Source organism: Akkermansia sp. KLE1798, assembly GCF_001580195.1.
Lineage (GTDB): Bacteria > Verrucomicrobiota > Verrucomicrobiia > Verrucomicrobiales > Akkermansiaceae > Akkermansia > Akkermansia biwaensis.
In genome coordinates this window covers 62,418-80,426 of record NZ_KQ971090.1, presented here as the reverse complement: position 1 = coordinate 80,426, position 18,009 = coordinate 62,418, and the positions used below count along the sequence as shown (strand labels likewise).

The 18,009-nt window shown below is 56.5% G+C and carries 17 protein-coding genes; 8 read left to right on the top strand and 9 right to left on the bottom strand.

Annotated elements, in window-relative coordinates:
• The first annotated feature begins 169 nt into the window (after window positions 1-169).
• From menB to HMPREF3039_RS13865, 4 genes are all read left to right on the top strand, one after another.
• The gene (gene menB / locus HMPREF3039_RS09785; RefSeq protein WP_067570920.1) at window positions 170-994 is read left to right on the top strand and encodes a 1,4-dihydroxy-2-naphthoyl-CoA synthase; all 825 of its coding nucleotides are present in this window, start codon (window positions 170-172) and stop codon (window positions 992-994) included.
• Window positions 995-1,009: 15 nt separating this feature from the next.
• On the top strand, window positions 1,010-1,840 hold the full coding sequence (locus HMPREF3039_RS09780) for a hypothetical protein (protein WP_067570922.1): 831 nt from the start codon (window positions 1,010-1,012) through the stop codon (window positions 1,838-1,840).
• A gap of 70 nt (window positions 1,841-1,910) precedes the next feature.
• Window positions 1,911-2,489: an ATPase gene (locus HMPREF3039_RS09775; protein WP_067570924.1), complete on the top strand. Its 579-nt coding sequence runs from the start codon at window positions 1,911-1,913 to the stop codon at window positions 2,487-2,489.
• Window positions 2,486-2,689, top strand: coding sequence for a hypothetical protein (locus HMPREF3039_RS13865; protein ID WP_147549701.1), 204 nt, complete (start codon window positions 2,486-2,488; stop codon window positions 2,687-2,689). The genes HMPREF3039_RS09775 and HMPREF3039_RS13865 overlap by 4 nt, the downstream gene beginning before the upstream one ends.
• Before the next feature lie 96 nt (window positions 2,690-2,785).
• Here HMPREF3039_RS13865 and HMPREF3039_RS09770 read toward each other — a convergent pair whose 3' ends face one another.
• Together HMPREF3039_RS09770 and HMPREF3039_RS09765 are read right to left on the bottom strand one after the other, a co-directional pair.
• Complete coding sequence (locus HMPREF3039_RS09770) at window positions 2,786-3,709, bottom strand: hypothetical protein (RefSeq protein ID WP_147549703.1); 924 nt, start codon at window positions 3,707-3,709, stop codon at window positions 2,786-2,788.
• A gap of 111 nt (window positions 3,710-3,820) precedes the next feature.
• The gene (locus tag HMPREF3039_RS09765; RefSeq protein ID WP_067570928.1) at window positions 3,821-4,882 is read right to left on the bottom strand and encodes a hypothetical protein; all 1,062 of its coding nucleotides are present in this window, start codon (window positions 4,880-4,882) and stop codon (window positions 3,821-3,823) included.
• Between HMPREF3039_RS09765 and HMPREF3039_RS09760 the strand changes: the two genes are divergently transcribed.
• From HMPREF3039_RS09760 to HMPREF3039_RS14415, 3 genes are all read left to right on the top strand, one after another.
• Complete coding sequence (locus HMPREF3039_RS09760) at window positions 4,881-5,126, top strand: hypothetical protein (RefSeq protein WP_067570930.1); 246 nt, start codon at window positions 4,881-4,883, stop codon at window positions 5,124-5,126. The two genes, HMPREF3039_RS09765 and HMPREF3039_RS09760, sit on opposite strands and share 2 nt — an antisense overlap.
• 207 nt (window positions 5,127-5,333) lie before the next feature.
• The gene (locus HMPREF3039_RS09755; RefSeq protein WP_067570931.1) at window positions 5,334-5,813 is read left to right on the top strand and encodes a hypothetical protein; all 480 of its coding nucleotides are present in this window, start codon (window positions 5,334-5,336) and stop codon (window positions 5,811-5,813) included.
• A gap of 219 nt (window positions 5,814-6,032) precedes the next feature.
• Window positions 6,033-6,329, top strand: a complete 297-nt coding sequence (locus tag HMPREF3039_RS14415) for a hypothetical protein (RefSeq protein ID WP_231863903.1) — start codon at window positions 6,033-6,035, stop codon at window positions 6,327-6,329.
• Window positions 6,330-6,636: 307 nt separating this feature from the next.
• Here HMPREF3039_RS14415 and HMPREF3039_RS09745 read toward each other — a convergent pair whose 3' ends face one another.
• From HMPREF3039_RS09745 to HMPREF3039_RS09725, 5 genes are all read right to left on the bottom strand, one after another.
• Window positions 6,637-7,782 carry an ABC transporter permease family protein gene (locus HMPREF3039_RS09745; protein WP_147549710.1) on the bottom strand — a complete coding sequence of 382 codons (1,146 nt, stop codon included), beginning with the start codon at window positions 7,780-7,782 and terminating at the stop codon, window positions 6,637-6,639.
• Complete coding sequence (locus tag HMPREF3039_RS09740) at window positions 7,745-8,377, bottom strand: ATP-binding cassette domain-containing protein (protein ID WP_067570937.1); 633 nt, start codon at window positions 8,375-8,377, stop codon at window positions 7,745-7,747. Before HMPREF3039_RS09740 ends, HMPREF3039_RS09745 begins: the two co-directional genes overlap by 38 nt.
• Window positions 8,374-9,438 (bottom strand): hypothetical protein, encoded by a 1,065-nt coding sequence (locus HMPREF3039_RS09735; protein WP_067570939.1) that lies wholly within the window; start codon window positions 9,436-9,438, stop codon window positions 8,374-8,376. Before HMPREF3039_RS09735 ends, HMPREF3039_RS09740 begins: the two co-directional genes overlap by 4 nt.
• Before the next feature lie 97 nt (window positions 9,439-9,535).
• On the bottom strand, window positions 9,536-10,102 hold the full coding sequence (locus HMPREF3039_RS09730) for a hypothetical protein (RefSeq protein WP_067570941.1): 567 nt from the start codon (window positions 10,100-10,102) through the stop codon (window positions 9,536-9,538).
• 264 nt (window positions 10,103-10,366) lie between these two features.
• Window positions 10,367-13,903, bottom strand: coding sequence for an ATP-binding cassette domain-containing protein (locus tag HMPREF3039_RS09725; RefSeq protein WP_067570943.1), 3,537 nt, complete (start codon window positions 13,901-13,903; stop codon window positions 10,367-10,369).
• Between the two features lie 194 nt (window positions 13,904-14,097).
• Between HMPREF3039_RS09725 and HMPREF3039_RS09720 the strand changes: the two genes are divergently transcribed.
• On the top strand, window positions 14,098-14,523 hold the full coding sequence (locus tag HMPREF3039_RS09720) for a DUF6941 family protein (RefSeq protein ID WP_067570945.1): 426 nt from the start codon (window positions 14,098-14,100) through the stop codon (window positions 14,521-14,523).
• A 232-nt stretch (window positions 14,524-14,755) separates the two neighbouring features.
• On the opposite strand, the gene HMPREF3039_RS09715 is transcribed toward HMPREF3039_RS09720, so the two are convergent.
• Window positions 14,756-15,226, bottom strand: a complete 471-nt coding sequence (locus HMPREF3039_RS09715; RefSeq protein ID WP_147549733.1) for a MauE/DoxX family redox-associated membrane protein — start codon at window positions 15,224-15,226, stop codon at window positions 14,756-14,758.
• A 15-nt stretch (window positions 15,227-15,241) separates the two neighbouring features.
• The gene (locus HMPREF3039_RS09710) at window positions 15,242-17,932 is read right to left on the bottom strand and encodes a glycoside hydrolase family 2 (protein ID WP_067571047.1); all 2,691 of its coding nucleotides are present in this window, start codon (window positions 17,930-17,932) and stop codon (window positions 15,242-15,244) included.
• Between the last annotated feature and the right edge of the window lie 77 nt (window positions 17,933-18,009).

The window sequence follows — 18,009 nt, the reverse complement described above, 5'->3', positions numbered from 1 at the left end:
TGCGGAAATTCTGAAAACAGGAAAGTACAAGGAACCGCCCGGTTCATGGCATCCCTGCCGCCATTCATTCCCGCCCGCGTTTTTCCCCTCATCAGGCGGCATATACCCGGAAGGCGGCGCGGCGCACTTTTGGCTTTCCATTGTCCGGCCCGTCATTAAAGTAGGCGCTATGAGCGCACAGTGGACCACCGCCAGGGAATATACGGACATCAAGTATGAAACCACGGACGACGGCAGCATCGCAAAAATAACGATCAACCGCCCCCAGGTCCGGAATGCCTTCCGCCCCCAGACCGTCCATGAAATGCTCAACGCCCTCAACGCGGCGCATGAAGACCCCAAGGTGGGCGTGGTCATCCTCACCGGGGAAGGCCCGGACGCCTTCTGTTCCGGCGGCGACCAGAAAGTGCGCGGAAATGCGGGCTACATCGGCGAAGACGGCGTACCGCGCCTGAACATTCTGGACGTGCAGCGCACCATCCGCACCATGCCCAAGCCTGTCGTCGCCATGGTGGCCGGCTATGCCATCGGCGGAGGGCATGTCCTCCACGTCGTCTGCGACCTGACCATTGCGGCGGACAACGCCAAATTCGGACAAACCGGCCCCAAGGTGGGCTCCTTCGACGGGGGGCTGGGCTCCTCCTACCTGGCCCGCATCGTAGGCCAGAAAAAAGCCCGTGAAATCTGGTACCTATGCCGCCAGTACAACGCGCAGCAGGCTCTGGACATGGGCCTCGTAAATACGGTCGTGCCCCTGGACAAGCTGGAAGAGGAAACGCTCTCCTGGTGCCGGGAAATGCTCCGCCACAGCCCGCTGGCCCTGCGCTGCCTGAAAGCGTCCCTCAACGCGGACTGTGACGGCCAGATGGGCCTGCTGGACCTGGCCGGAAACGCCACCCTGCTCTACTACATGAGCGAGGAAGCCAAGGAAGGCAAAAACGCCTTCGTGGAAAAGCGCGAACCGGACTTTTCCAAATTCCCCAGGCTTCCGTAACCCCGCCGCCGCCCCATGTCCGCCTCATCCGACAACGAAGATACGGAACGGAACGACTCCGCCGACACCAAAAACCTGCGCGACCTGCCGGAACACGAAAACATCGTGGAACACTTCTACGATCCGGACGACCAGGCCGTGCCGGAAAAGCCCGTGCGGGAAAAAACGCCCTTCTCCCTGGTCGGCAACATCATCTTCCTGCTCACCATCGCCATTCTGGCCGGCATCTCCTGGCTGGTTTACAACTCCTGGCAACCCCAGGAAACGAGCTCCCTGCCGGGCTTCCGCCAAAAGGACAACGCCCCGGACATTCCCAAAATAGTAAAGCAGGCCGTGGCGAGGGACGCTTCCGTCTCCTTCTCGGAGGAAGACATCAACCGCTACCTGGCCTCCTCCCTCCAGCCCAAGCAGCACGGGGCCCTGGCCATCTTCGCCACCAATCCCGCCGTAGGCGTGCGCCTGCATGGCGGGAAGGAAAAGCCTGACGGCTCCATCGGGGAAGGCTACATGGAAATCATCATTGAACGCTATACGGGTGTGGACTCCCGCCAGACCATTTCCCTGTTCCTGACTCCCTTCCAGTCCATGGACCCGCACAACTACATGGCCGTTCAGACCCGCTTTGAATTCTACAATGACAAAACCCTGCCGGGCGGCATCCACGTGGGGGGAACCATCGGCGCCCTGTCCGTGCCCCAGGGTTACATGATCTTCCTGCTGCCCGCCTTTGAAAACCTGCTGCAAGCATGCTTCCCCCTCATCCACATGGTGGAAGAAAGCGGCATGGGCCTCCACATCAGCGATGGCAGATTAAACCTGACCCCTCCGCAAAAGCGTACCTTGTAGAACATACATAAGCCATGGCGATTCATGATTGATTCTTGAGCCCCTATCCATAATCTGAAACACTTCCGAAGTGGACAGCACGCCCCAATGCCATATTGTTGCAGGCCCTAACGGTGCAGGCAAAACAACTTTTGCCTTGGACTATTTGATGCATGAAACGAACTGCCGCTCCTTCATCAATGCGGACATGATCGCACAGGGGCTTTCTCCTCTAAAGCCGGAAGCCGTTCAAGTCAAAGCAGGCAAACTATTCCTGGAAGAATTGGAACGTCACCTGAAACAGAGAGAAAGTTTTTGCTTTGAAACAACACTTTCCGGTTCCTCCTATTTTCAAAAAATCAAACAATGGAAGAAGGACGGCTGGTGTATAGTCCTTCATTATCTGTGGATACCCAATGCCCAATTTTCCGCCCTGCGCGTGCAGGAAAGGGTGGCCCAGGGGGGACATGGCATTCCTCAGGAATCCATTTTGCGCCGCTATAATAAAAGCCTGTGCAATTTATTCCGGTACCTCGCCATTTGTGACGAGACCATGTGTTACGACAACTCGGATCTGAATCATCCCCTGATTTTTACCATGGCGGCGGGAAAGGTTGAAGTGGTGAATAAAAAACTGTACAAGAGCATCCAGCAGGCAGTACGCCCATGAACAATCATCCACACCTGTCCGAAACAGCAAAACGCGGTTTGCGCGCACTCCATCGAGCCGTGAGGGAAGAAATGGAGAAAAAAAGCAGGCTGGGCCAATACGTCATCGTCTTCCGCAACGGAAAAACGGTAAGGATGCTGGCATCGGAAGCACTTAAAACGGCTTCCCCTGAAAAAACATCGGGGGCAAAAGCCAAGTAATGCATAGGAAAAGACTTTTTCTATAAAAGAGTTGATCCTGCACGGGGGTACGATGAATTCCCTTTTTAATATTCCTTGTGAATGCGCACAGGAAATCTACTCTTCCAAATCCCGGACCATGAGAGTCATATATTCCTCCGGCCATGAACGGATGATCTGGCCTGCGTCATTGAACACCGCCACCAGGCGAATGGAATCCCGGCCGTCGGAAAGGACCATGACCGTCTCGTCATTTTCAAAATCGTAGCGCGGCTTGCCCAACTTGAACGCCGGATTCCTGCGGTCCGTCTTCAGCCACGCCCGCGCCTGTGCCATCGTCAAACCGCGCAGGAAACGTTCGCTCCTGAACACCCGCCGCGCCGCATTCATGGCCGCGGGAGTGGCCGCCACCATTCCATCCCGGAACGGCTTGGTTTCCCACATGCGGTCAATGTCGCGGTCCAGCGCCCCACCCATGCCGCCGGAAAGAAGGAACACGGCCAGCGGCCAGACCAGCAGGGCTGTCGTCACATAAATGGTCAGCCGTTTCCGGCTTTTGGACAGTGCGGCGATGCTCTGGGCGATCCTGCCCCACTTTTCCACCAGCTCCTCGTCCGCACGGCCGAACAGAAAATTCACCTTCCTGTACCTGATGCCCTTCCTCAATTCCGCAACCGTCTTCCCCTTCTCCGGGGCCAAATCTTCCAGAGTGGGGCCTCCTTCCACAAAGTGGCGGAACACCTTCGGCCACAGCACGGGAATGACGGCAAAACGAATGGCGAGAAGCACAAGGCTCCCCACCAGGCACGCCAGGGCCAGGTAGTCAAACCTGCTGCTGAAAAAATAATCCGGATTCCACATCCAGATAAAAGGGGCGGCCAGATAAATGCCCAGGGAAAACAGGCACCAGGACCACACAATCGCGGAAAAACGCCTCACGGCCACAATCAGCCCCAGCAGGAACAACACCCCGGCCACGGCCAGTCCCCACGGAAACACGCCATAAATGGCCTCCGGGAAAGCCAGGATCATCAACGCCATGCCCACAGGCTGCCGAACTTTTTGCATGTCTGTACCGTAGCACAAGCCGGGAAGGGCATCAAGAGAGTAAGACGCCGCAGTCACACAGCCTCCCTTCCTGCGGCGCACCGCCTACTTCAACCACCCGTATTCCATGATCAGAGCCGCTTCCACTTCCGCATTTTTCGCAGTTTCGGAATCCAGGTTCTCATACATCGTCTTGATATCCTTCCGCTGGTCCAGATACTCCTTGCCGGAAAAAGCCATCTGGGATTTCTTGAACTCAATTTCCTTCAGAATCACCCGCTTCCAGACCTCGAACCTTCTCCGGCTCTCCATCAGGGCCGCCACCTTGATGCGCCTCTGCTGCAAATCCATCAGAACCTTCTTCTGCATCAAGTCATGATTCTCCTTGGCCGTTTTATACTGGAACCACGAGGTCAGCCGGGTATCCAGCTCTTCCCGCAGGCTCATGTTCACCTGCATGTCCCCTCCTCCGGCAAAAAAGCCCTGATACGTGCCGCCCGTACTGGAAAACAGGGTGGGGCTGTAAAAATTGATATCCACGGACGGGAAAAACTTCATTTTGGCATTCAGCACCTGCAACCTGGAAGCTTCCAGCTCCATGGCGACCATGGTCACCACCAGCAGGTCCAGATGGCGCGCGGCGGACTTGTACTTCCCCCAATCCAGCCTGGGCATCGTTTCGGGCTTGACGAGCCACCGGGCCTCCATGTTCCCCATAAGCGTGGCGAACCCCTCGGAAATATCGTCCAGGCTTTTCTCCAGTTCCTGTTCCGCTATCTTCTTCTGAACCCCGTCATCGTCATAGGGCAGCGAATTCAGCCGGTTCCTGTAGCTGATACGCGCATTTTGATAGGAAATCACCTGGCGGTACAGCCGGGACACCAGCTCCCTTTTTTTCATTTCCAGCGTCTTTTGGGCCGTATAAACGGCGGATTTGGCGGAATAATAGTCAAAGGGTATCTGGGTCAGGGAGGGCATATTGAACAGGATGTTGGTATTATATTCTACATCCTGCGCCGTTACCCGGCTCAGTTCGCTCAGTTCCTTCGTCAGCATCCAGTCCAGGTTCACACCCGGGATGATCTGGGTGAATACATTGACGACCGCACGCTCCGTCGTCCTGAGGGACTGTTCCGAACGCTTCAAATCCAAATTCCCCTCCATCATGCAGGCCATCGCCTGGTCCCATGAAATTTCCTTCCTGGGCAGCCGGTTCCAATCCGGAATAGCGGCCATCCGGTTCATCAACTCCCCCGCCTTCCTTTCCATATGTTTGTCCACGGAACAGGAAGTCCAGGCGGCTGCGCAAATGCAGGAACACAAGACGGCCTTCAACCAGGCCGCTCCGAATGGCCTCCTGAAAAGGCTGAAAACCGGGGAGAAAAAAAGCATGAGGGTGTTCGTTTCATAACTTCTGCCCCTGAAAAGTCAAGCACCAACACGGCAGGTCCGGGAAAGGAATGAAAGTGAAAAAAGAAAAGAAAGGGCCTGCGACAACTCCAGTTCCGGCTTTTCCCTCCAGACCTTTTCCCGGGACTTTTATTTTCCCGATTTCCTTCCTTGACAAACCATATGAAATACCACAGTCTGCGCAATAAACATTATCCAGTTAGTTGTTATGCGCCCTCTTTTTCAAACCATCTCCATGGCTTGCTGTTCCCTTGGTCTCCTTTCTCTTACCCAATGCGGCGGAAGCAGCAGCAACGGCATCGCCCCCACGACGCTTAACGGTACCACGGTATCCATCAGCCTGGGCATAACGGCTTCATCCTTCCCGAACATCTTTGAGTTAATCACCGACAACAGCGGCCAATCCCAACTTACCACCAGAGGAAGTCAAATCGCCACATGGAATGGTGCCCCCACCGTGGTCTATTACAAGACGGGCGACAATACCGCGCACCTGAACCTGCGCTGGATCCAGGGAACAAACAACACTACCGCGTATTCCCTGGATATACCTTCTCTCGAATTTGACCAGTCCACGCATGCCGTAGCAGGAGGAGAAGGAGCCACGATCTCATCCCAGCCTGCAGGGCAGGAGATGCAAACTCTCAACAACGTCACGGCGGACGTCACCATTTTCTATAACAACTGATCCTCCCCTTCCTCAATATAATCCACGACATTTCTCATCCATATGAACACTCGTTTTTGCCTCCTGACTTCCTTGTTGCTCCCTTCCGTATTATGCACCTCAGTGCTTACAGGCTGCGGCGGTTCCAGCAAAACCGAAGAAATCTATCTTCCTGTGGGCACCGCCCGCAACGTAACCGTCACCCTGGAAGACGGAAGCTCATATGTTTTTGGCTTTAATGTGATTTCCGCACAGAATGCCTACGTTTATTCCGGAGAAAGCGCAAGCCCGAGCAGTGCATCCATGCACGTCAGGGGCTATGTTCCCGCGGACGATACCGCAAGCGAAATATCCTTTTACTGGTATACCAACCGGGATGGCGAAGAAGCTTTCCCCTGCTACATGGTCATGACCAACGTCCAAAACGTCACCAAGGGGACCGGAAGCGCCACATGCGCCGTATCCGATCCCTACTTTGCCGACCCTGCCGTTACGGACCGCCCCGGAACACTTACGAGATTCAATTTACCGAATTAACAGCTCACCTTCCTGTTTCTTTCCAAAAAGCCCGCGGGGATACCTCTGCGGGCTTTTTCGTGGCGGAAAAGCCTGCTTTAAAGACAAGGAAGAACATTCCCCTTCATAACTGCCGTCTTTAATTCCGTACTGCGCGGTCTATCCGGATAATCCGGACCGGGTCATTGAGAAACGGATATTCAAACATCCACAGCATGGCTGAAAAAGGGCAAAGCTTCAAGACTGGTCACCCGCTCCATTCCATTTTCCGGTAAGAAACAGAGCCTGCATCCCGTTGCCCGGACAACGGAATTCACCCCTGTCCCGCCTATTTCAGCACCTTTCCGATAGGGCGATAGGCGGAGAAAACGACCGGAATGGAGGAAAACAGCACGCATCCTAAAAGGGAAATGCCCAAGAGCCACAAATCCTGCCGTATATCGGCATACGTCAGAACGGTATCGCCCAATTTGAAAAACTCTCCCAGCACGATCTTCTGTGTCTTCATGAAAGCCCATACGGCTCCGGCAAAGGAAATGCCGATCAGGAAAATATTCTCGACAATGAATGTGAGGATCAGAAGAAGCGGTCGCACCCCGAAACTTTTCATCAGGGTATAAACATATTCGTTCTGGCGGAATTCCATGGAAGCCAGGGCAGTCAGAAGAATCCCCACAATAACCGCAATGCCGATGGAAAAACCCATCCGGCATTCCATCTGGTTGCTCATCAGAACTTCCAATCTTTTCAGGAGTCCCACGTGAGTCTGCACTATCGTCATGCTCCCGTCATAGCGTACAATATTATTCAGCGTCTCTTCAATGCTCTGGATATTGGCCGCGGTCATCTCATGCACCCGGATGACATAACGGTAATTGCTCATGAGGGAATCCAATTCAAAATTGAAAGCGCCCTCCGGGGCAAGAACAACTCCCGAAGGATACAGTTTCCCCAGCAGATGGTTTTCCGGCAACGGGGAGGCATTCAGGGAAAAATCAAAATCCCCGATGGATACCGCGCATGGTCCCGGATGCAGGGGACTCCTGCCGGGATTAAACAGGAGGACAATAGAATGTTCCTCCAACTCCAGATCGGCAAGAAAAGCGCAGGACTCCATGTTGTATTCCAGAATGGGGAAAACGGCCTTCCCCACCCGGGCAAACCCCGCTGGAGAATCCTTCAGAGCCAGAACATCGCAGTCGTGCAGGAGAGGCAGTTCATGCTGAAGCAGATTTCTTTTGGAGGCCTCCCCCTCACGCACGGTATCAAAAACCGTAATCAGGTCCGCACCGTTCTTTCTGATCTCATCATGCAGCATCTTGGAGGAAAGAACGTAATTCGCAAGAAAGGAAAGGGCACACAGGGAAAGAAAAAACGCGACTAGCACGCGGGAAAGAGGGCTGGCCGGCCTTTCCTTCCAACGGTGAAGCGTATCCTTAAAGAGATACAGGCTGATTAAAATCAATGATTTCATGAGTCAGATCAAAAAGGCGGGAATCATGCGTACTCAGAATGCAAATCTTGTCGGCAGGATACTCCCTGATCAATTTCTTGATGATCTCCGTGTTGCCGTCATCCAGTCCGGAAGTAGGTTCGTCCAGCAGCAGAATATCAGAATCCTTCATCAGCGTACGGGCCAGCGCGGCGCGCTGGGCCTGGCCTCCGGACAGGCTTCCGGCCTTCTTGTGGCGCAGGGACTCCAGCCCCAGCCTCTCCACCAGGTCATCTGCCCTGCGCTTCCACTGTTTTCTGGGCAGCATGGCCATTTCCGCACATAACTGAAGATTTCTCTCCACCGTTGCCAGGGGCAGCAGGTTGATGCCCTGGAACATGTAGCTCACCTCCTTGCGACGGTAAAGAGCATCCGTCAGGGACCCGCGGCGCGGGGTGAGCACCCTCCCCCGCTGGGGCCGCAGATAACCGGCCAGAATTTTCAGCAGCGTAGTCTTGCCGCATCCGGAATATCCCTTTAAAATGGTAATTCCAGAAGAAAAAACCCTGTTGTAATTCTCAAAAATCCATTGCTTGTTCGAATAGCTGAACCAGACGGATTCACATTCCAATTTCATTTTTTCCGAACAATCAATTCCGTTTCTCCACTCACGACCAGCTCCAGATCGGGATGCATCTTTTCCAGAAGTTCCTGCCAGGAGGAGCATTTTCTCCCCTCCGGACTGGAGGCCAGACGGATCTTATTAAGGCGGATTACTTCTCCGGGGGGGGAATAATAAAGCCTGGCCGTGCAATTGGAACCCAGCATGGCGTGCGCCCGGTCATGGTCTTGCGGAGGCAGTCGGAAAAAGTAGGCCAGCAAATCTCCTCCGCTGGAAGTATTCTTCTCCACGCGTTTGAAAGCGAACGTTCCTTTCAGGGAGGAACCGTCACTCATGGGAACGGCCAGATAAAGGGACTCCGGAGGCAGCCTGGTCAGATCGGGATCGACAATGGAAATGGTAATATAGTAGGCGGAATCATCACAAACGGTCGCAATGGAAGATGCCGCATCCAGATACAGGGATGTGCTGTCGTCCCGCGGAAAGGAAAACTGGTACTGCAGCTTGCCGTCAAAAGGCATTCTGAGGATGTACTTTTCCTCCTTCTTACGGAACTCCAGCCGGGGTTTGTCTTCCACCATGGTCAACTCCTTCTTGACCAGTTCGATTTTGTTCTTCAGGGACTGCTCCGCCTTCTGCCCTCCCTCCGGCTGTTTGCTGGCGTACTGCCTTTCTTCCCTGGACAGGGAGGAATAGAATTTCATTTCATCCAGCTGCTTTTCCAGTTCGGACAGTTCTTCCTCCTTGGCGATGCGGTCCTTCAGAATCTTGACTTCCAGCTCCCTCCGTTCCATCTCGATCTCATCCTCATTGACCGTAGCGATGATGGCATCCTTCCGGACCCGGCCTTCCGCAGGAATCCAGTTGCTGACGATTCCGTCCGCCGGCATGGCAAACGAGCGTATCCTCTCGGGCACGATCTTGGCCTTGAATGCATTGATGTAGCAGTCCTGTACGGTCACGGAGGACTCTGACCCCACATTCGGAGCAGAATCCGTCCCGGCCCCATGAAGCTGGCTGAATGCCAGCACACACGGCAACGCCATCAGGCAGGATTTTTTCCACTTTCTCAACATATTTCCCTGTAAAAGAAAAAGCGCGGAAGTCCTTTGCGAACCACCGCACTTTGAATATAAAACCTGTGACTCATGAGCCACTTGATGAGATGGCCAATCAATTGCCGGTGGGGTAGTAGTACACGCTGCCGTTCGTTCCAGACCACGGATTCCCGGCACCGATCTCGCCGCCGCCCTGCTGGATGCCGCTTATGAAGGAAACGGAGCCCGTACACGTACCCTGGGCCGTTTCATGCTTTGTGGAAGCATGGTACGTAATATCCATGTCCACCTGAACGGAACCATAAAAAATCACCACAATCGGACCTGGCAATGTAATCTGTCCCTGGGCCAATACAAAGTTTCCTTTCAGGGAAGCTTTCTCCGCACTCGGCCTCCTGTAAATCATGTGGGTCGTAGCGGGAATCGTAGTTCCGGCGGCCGCTCCCTGAATCTTCGCCAACGGCAGGTCGGAACCATTGCCCGTCAACTGAATAGTCAGAGTAGTGTGATTGTCCGGATTTATTTCATCCGCAATCGGCACGACCATGTCCAGCCTGCTCCCGGTCGGCAGGCAATCCCCTTCCCCAGTATCGCCGCTGCCTCCGCAGGACAGGAATCCGACAGACAACGCCGCCAGAGACAGAGAAGAGAGAGAATACTTGTTGAATAAACGGGCAGACATAATGGAAAATAAGTTTTTTCTAAGATAGTGTTTCTTCCGCGAACGTCAATAAAATAACTGCGGGTATTCATATCTCCGCGTTGTCTCCCGACCCGGGACGCCACGGAGAAAAAAGGGGAAAGGAAAAACTGCCGGCAGCCCGTCGTCCTGAAGCATGGAAAAGAATGAAAAAACTGTTTTTCCTGCCTGAACCGCCACCCACGAACAACCTCCTCCGCCACGGTCCACTGAAAATCAAGCTGCGGCTGCACTTCCGGAGAAGGGTTATCCGGCTTTTTCCAGCCGTCTCTTGATTACGCGGCCCGTCACAAAGAGGGGAGCGGCTCCCATCAGGAACAGGAACACGGAATCCTTCCACGGCGTGGGCACCGTCCCTTCGTCCGCGCTGTAGCCCGGATCATCCGGAGCCTTTCCGGAATTGCCCCACGGCAGAGGCTGGCGGCGCGCCAGGAAAATTTCCGGGCGGTCCAGCGTATCCCGGCTGACACGCTGAATCTCCGCGGATTCATCCAGCATCACAATGCGGTCGTTGACATAGAAGGATTTGACGGAAGGCTTGCCTTTGCCCTCCCGCTCCAGACGGTCAATAGTCCGCTTATAGCTTTTCTCCGAACCGTCAATGGCGGCGCGCCGGACGGTACGCACGGCGTCTTTCGCCTGTTCCGGATTCTCTGCGCCAATGGCGGAAATGTGCAGCAGCGCCAGCTTGAGCAGCTTGAACTCCTCAAATTCACGGTTGCTCAACTGGGGCTTGGCCTTCAATTCATCCACTTTTTCCTGAATGGTCTCCCGTTCCTTTTCCCAGACATTTTTGGAAGCCTGGTCCACCACCATCATCTCAAAGGAATAGCGCAGGGGACAAAACTCCGCCACCAGGGGAACGCGCCCCGGCTTGAGGCGGCCGTGTTCGTCCGTGCGGTGGGCGGACCAGGGAATGAACTGGTTCATTTCATCAAAATGCACGATGGCCCCGGCCATCAGAATCTGGGGAATCAGCAGCAGCGGCACCATGTTGAGCGCCGCCCGCTCCGTTTTGGCAAAAACGGAGACAAGCAGGGACAGGCTCACGCCGATGAAGGCCGTCAAGGTCATCGTCCCCAGATAAACCAGGAACATTTCATGGATTTCCAGAATGGCGTTCCCCACCCACAGAAACAGGGCGGACTGCACGGCGGACAGCCCTGTCAGCACCAGTGCCTTGGCAAGCACGTAACCGGTCACGAACACCTTGGAATTGCTCTCCCTCTTGAGCAGGGCGCGGTCCTTGAGCACTTCGCTGGCCGCCCCGGTCAGGCCGAAAAACATGGCTACGATCGTCGCCAGAAACAGATAGGATGGAATGTGAAGCGCCGTGGCAAACGTGTACTCCGGGCTGGAAGAAGCGCGCAGAGTCAGGGAAATCAGCAGAGCCAGCACGGGACCTTCCAGCAGCATGGTGTACAGCCCCATCCGGCTCCGGACACGCCCCAGAAACGTGCGTACGGCCCAGATGCGGAAAAGCCGCCAGAGCTGCATCATACTGCGCCGGGGGGCCGGGGGAAACTCCAGCGTGCCTTCATACAGCGTCCTGGGACCGCCCCCTTCATGATGGTGCCCCATCACATTGCGGAAACGGTAGCCCTCAAAGCGTTCCTGCCACAGCCGCGGATGCTGCCTGCGGCGGCGGTCATGCCAGGAAAGAGGGGCTTCCAGCACCTCAAACACGTAATCCGCGCCTCCGGCGGTCCGGGATTCTTCCGAGACTTCTATGGACATGTCCACGGCCGCCTTCCGGAAATAGCGCATCATGCCCGGCACATCACCCCAGTAGGCCATCTGGCCGCCGTGGTCCAGCACCAGCACCTTGTTGAACTGGTTCAGAATGGCCGTGCTGGGGCGGTGCATGGTGGCAATCACCATCTTGTCACGGCTCATGTTCTGCAAGGTCTGCATGACCAGCTTGGCGTCCGAGGTGGAAAGGCCGCTGATGGGCTCGTCCAGCAGGAACACGTCCGCAATGCCTGCCAGGTCAAGCCCCAGGTTCAGGCGGGTTCTCTCCCCGTCGGAAATGGTGCGCGCATTCATTTCCCCTACACGGCGGGAGGCAATGTGCGTCAGCCCCAGGAATTTCAGAATGGCGTTCACCCTCCTGGCACGGCCGGAACGCGTCAGGCGCGGCCTCCTGATGATGGTGGCCTGGGCGATGTGTTCCGAAACGCTCATGGCGGCGTCCAGAATATCTTCCCGGGGAATGAAGGCAATGTAGGGGCGCACCAGTTCCGGCGCGCTGTACAGAAGCTGGTTGTTGTAGCGGATGCATCCGCGCGTGGGCGGTAAATGCCCCGCCATCATGGCCAGCAGGGTACTTTTCCCGGACCCGCTGGGCCCCAGGATGCACACCATTTCTCCGCGCTTCACGCTCAAGTCGATATTGTCCAGAACGCGCCCGGAACGCCGGAATTCCTTGGTGACGCCTTCCACGCTGAGCGTCCTGATGGCGTGGTACTCTTCATCCAGCACGCCGGCGGAAAACCGGCAGCGCAGGGCGTGGTAGGAATTCAGGTGCACCACATCCCCGTCCTTTAAAGACATCCGGCCCTTGACAATCCTGCCGTTGATCCACAGGGGCATGGACGCCTCCACCACCTCCAGCCAGCCGGAATTGGTAGCGCTGGAAAAAGAAACCTCCAGCACCACTCCCGCGGCCAGGCCGGGAGTCAGCAGCATATCCCCCTTGCGCGCCTTTTCCGGCATGTTGGTCACGCGCAGCTTGCGGGTGCCGGGGTCCAGGCGGAAGCGGCGGCCGATGTCGGACAGGGCGTTCTGCATCTCCCCCATGGAAAAAGGCCCTTCCCCGTCCAGCGTGAAGGAGGAATAATATTCCATCCTGACACTCTCGCCGGGGTACAGGCGGCGGCCGTCCACCACGAACTCCACCTCCGGCCTCAGCACCTCCGCCTCGCAGGCCAGGCCCATGCTTACGCGCACCGCGCTGGCCCTGGACCTCATGCGGCTGATCTGGAGCGAACCGTTGTCCAGAACAATATAGCAGACTTCCTGCTTGCCGGAACGCTTGCAGTCCAGGAAAAAGGCGAAATCCTCAAAACTCAGCGGCCCGGAGGGCAGCAGCACCACCTGTCCGTTGGTCAGAGGCATCACCCCCCCGGGGGCCAGATGCCTCCCCCGGACCACGATGGACTTGCTGCCGTCGTTGACCACCAGCACCAGGCGGGAACACCGGATCAGCCGGAAAGAAATTCCCTGGTCGGACTCCGGAAGGGACACCTCCCCTCCGATTCCGGAAGAAAAGCTCACGCTGTAGGCCGGTTCCTGGGCCTCCACATCCGGAGTCATCAGAAGCTGCCTCAAATGGTTGGCCGCTCCCGGCAGTTCCAACCCGTATGTCACCTGGTCGAACAGCTCTCCGGTCATTCTGGGGTCTCCGGTATTGATGAGCAGGGAAAGCACTTCCAGGGCAATAGCCATGCGCTCCGTTTCATCCCGGCCGGAGGCGGCGGACGCCAGCACGTCCTCCACCGTCAAGCTGGCGCGCATGGACCGTTCAAAACGGTTGGAAAGCCAGCGGTGCTCCACTTCCGGGAAGGTGTAGCGCAGAATGTCCAGGGCGGCGTCCGCATCCCGCGCGCTCAAGTGGCGGCGGCCGCTCAGAATGGTGGCAAACAGGTCCACCAGCGTTCCGGCGTGGATCTTCATGGATCCGTCGTCCCGGCGCAGCCACGGAACATAGGCGCCCAGCGTCCTGACCAGATTCAACCTCCAGTGGATCAGCTTGGAGGGTATGTCAAAAAACCATCGGATCATGCCAGGGAACGCGTTGCCTGCACCAGTAGTACAGGGATTCCAGCACCACCTCAAGCGGAACCGGCCTTTCCCGGAGAAATGACAATATTTTCTGCACCTTTATCTTGCAATAGGTCCGGCGTAAGTATAGTTCTGTCCAATGTTCCTCGCTTTCCAAATGGAAGCGGGCCAAAATACACCAACATTATCACGACATGGATATTTTAGTTTCTACTCTTTGTGACTTCGCCGCCGATTACCAGGGCAAGCTTTGCATCCAGGGCGGGTTCGACTCCCTGGTTGCCCGCCAGTTCCCGGTAGTGCATCCCGTTTGCGCCGTTGCCCTCCGCATCTGCCTCACCCCTGAAGACGAAGGCAACCATGAACTGGGCCTGAGCATCGTTGACGCCGACGGCACGCCGCTGGACAAGGAACGCATGCCCATCAAGATCAATTTTCCGGTGCCTGCCTTCCCGGAAGGCGCCTCCTTCTTCACCCGCAACCTGATCATGAACTTCCAGGGACTGCGCTTTGAAAAGCCGGGCAACTACTCCATCGACCTGACGGTGGACGGAGAACTGGCCTCCCGCGTGCCTTTCCGCGTGGTGCAGGTGCAGGAAGAAGCCTCCCAGGAAGCCTGATCAACACACGTTTTTCCTATCAAGCCGCCTGCCGTTTTTTTCGGCAGGCGGTTTTTTATTGCCGCGTACTTCCAAAAGAACGCGTTTTCCGGAGAAGGAGGATTCCCCCGCCATGTTCCGGAACGATTTTCAACCACACAAGGCGGGAGCCGGCACACCTGGGCGGTACAGACACACTCCGCCGGAAACGGATGCCGCCGGAAACCCGGCCCTTCCTCCCGGACGGCCTGCCTTACATTTCGCTGAAATCCAGCCGGGTAACGTTGAAGTAGGTTTTCCCCTTCCGGCAGGAATTCCACAGGATAACCAGCATCAGGGCAAACAGGCCCAGCCGCCATGCCACCTCAAAGGGATAGCTGGTCACTTCCCGCTCCACCCCGATGCAGTTGCAGGAAAGGGAAAGCCCCCTGATCCACCCCTGCACAAAGAGGGCCACAAACGTAAACGTCAACGCACTGCCCAGCAGAGCGGCGCCGGCGCAGGTTCTGCGGAATAAAAGCCCCAGGCCCACCACGATTTCACACGCCACTCCCAGGGAAGCCAGGGGATGCCCCCAGGCCTCCGGAAAAATGGAGAAACGGTCTATGGTCGCCTGGAGCTGGTCCAGATGAAGGAGCTTGCGCCCTGCCACAAACAGAAAAAAGCCTCCCATCCCCATCCGGAGCAGGAACATGCAGACACGGACTATTTTCTCTCTCAGCATGACACAGGCTCTCTATTATTCAAAGTGGCTCTGCTGGCTGCTCACCTTGTCATTGCGCAAATTATTGAGTTCGTGGCGGACCTTTTCCAGTTCCAGTTGAAGAGCCTTTTCCCGTTCGGAGGAAGTTCCCGCGGAGGAAGGCTGGGACTTCCCGCCTTTTCGGGACTTGCCTACGGCATCTTCCTGGAAAAGCATCTTCAGCCCGGAGGCCTTCGTGTCAAACTTCAACACGCCGGAAACGGGCTTCTGGGAACCGGGATGCTTCACGGAAGCCTTCACCGTCACGGTGCCGGGCTGGGTTCCCAGGCGCACCAGCGCCGGGGCGGACCCCCACTTGACAGGCTGAACCAGCGTGCCGTCCGGAGAATCCGTCAGCAACTCGGCCGGCCCCTCGATGGAGAAAACGATCTCTTCATCATTCAGGCGCTTCACCGTTCCGCGGCCGTCCGTGACCTCCGCCACCACGGCAAACACGTCGGAACCGTTCGCGGACAACTCCACCCCTTCCTCCCGGTCCAGGCGCAAGCGGATTTTCTCCGCACGCCGGGACGGGCGCACCTCATGCCTGGTCACCACCTTGCCGCCAATCAGGCCTTCCGCCACCAGCTTCACCGCACCTTCCTTGCCGCCGCGGGCAAGCTTCTTGTTTTCCATGAAATCCCAGGCTTTCGGGAAGACGACGGGCACGCGCTTGAGGCCGTTGGGATAGGAACCCACCTTCTTTTCCACCGGAGCGCCGCCATTGACGCTCAGGCGCACGGAATCACAGTTGGAAAACACCGTGACGTCTTCCGGAGAAAAGGGAGTGCACTCATTGGCTATGTAAACCACCGGACCGGAACCAAGTGCGTTCTGGGACTTCTGGGGCCGCTGGGACATGAAGGCATAATAAGATGTCTTCGGCTGGCGGAAGGCATCCAGAATACCGCCGTAAAAGGGGTCCGGATGGTAGCCGCGCTGGTGGTCAAACGGATGCCAGAGACAGCCGCCGAAGTGGTAGGCCGGAGCGGCGTTCAACGTATCATAAGTGGTATAGGGGAAGGACGTCTTGAGATAATGGAGGGCCTGCACCATCATCGGATCTTCCCCCCAGTGCCGCGCCACGCGGGAGGTGGAATTATGGGCGGACCAGGTATCCACGTTGTCCCCGAATTCCCGGGTAAAATACGGCTTGTTGTTTTTCCGCTCCTTGATGGACCAGTGCTTGTCCCCCGTGGCGGGATGGGCATAAAGCACTTCATAATGCTCGCTGCCCTGGGCCACCGCATCGCAAGCGGTATAGCACCCCGGATACGGATATTCCTCATGCACCAGGTCGCGGACCTTCTTGGCGAAATCCTTCGGATAATGGGTCTCATTCAGAATGGGCTCCCACATCATCACGGAGGGGCGGTTCCGGTCGCGGCGCACCATCTGGCGCACATCGTCGTACACCCGGTCCGCAAAAGGCCCTTTGCCCCAGAACTGCCATCCCGGCGTAGCGACGATCACAAACAGCCCCAGCCGGTCGCAGGCATCCATGAAAGCCGGGTCCTGGGGGTAATGGGCGCTGCGGATAACACGCATGCCCGCCTTTCTCAGCTTCACGGCATCCTGCCATTGCAGGTTGTTGGGCACGGCATTGCCCAGCCGGGCAAAATCCTGGTGCCTGTTGCCGCCGATCAATTTTTCCGGGAACAGGGAACCGTTCAGCACCAGCCCTTTCTCCGTAATTTCCACAGTCCGCACGCCCACCCTCATGGAGCGGTTGTCCAGCAAATGGGCCGGATTCTTGGCATCCGCCCCTCCGGCAGCCTTCCAGACCTCCACGCTCAGCGTGTACAAATTGGGATTATCCGGAGACCACGGCTTGACATTGGAAATCACCAGGGGAATGTCCACTTCACCCGCGGAATGCGGAGGAATCACGAGGGGGGCCGTCTCCCCCACAGGGTCCACGCCCTTGGGGTCCGTCATCAGTGCCTGCACGCGCACCTTCTGTTCCTTGTCCGTATTGTTGGCTACCTGCACCTTCACCCCCACCTTGCCTTTCCGCGTACGGGGATCAAGGGATTCCGTCCGGAAAAAGATGCCGCCGCCGGCCACGGTTCCCGCTTCATTCGGGTCCGTGATGTAAACGGGGCCCGTAGAAATCAGGTACGCATCACGGTAAATGCCGCCGAAATAGGCAAAATCCAGACTCTCCTGGGATTTGCCGGGAGGATAGGAGCTGTCGTTGGAATTGTCCGCCTTCACAACGATGACATTCTTCTGACCCGGTTTCAGCCACTTGTCCAGATTCACGATGACGGGGAGATACCCGCCGAAATGTTCGGCGGCCTTCTCGCCGTTCACCCATATCTCGCTCTTCCCCATGATCCCTTCAAAATACAGGGTATTTCTCTTGCCTTTCAGATCGGCAGGCGCCGTAAACGTCTTCCGGTACCAGACCGGTCCCTGGTAATTGGAACAGCCGCTGGCCTCTTCCGGCAGCAATTCGGTTCCGTCGGGAAGATTCACGGACTGCCAGGAGGAATCGTCAAAATCCGGACCGGTCACTCCCTGCGGAGCATTCTTCCCCTTGAAAAACTTCCAGCCTACGTTCATGCCGTAGATGTGCCTTTTGGTCGTCTGTTCGGGCAGCCGGAGAGCTCCGGCTACGGAATACTGGCCTGTAGAGGAAGCAGCCTCCTCGGCGGCGGTTTTCTGGTCCGCATGCGCGGACATGGCTCCGGACAAAACTGCGGCCGCCAAAAAAACAGGGGAGATATTCATAAATAAATAAGATGTTTTTATTGTAAAGA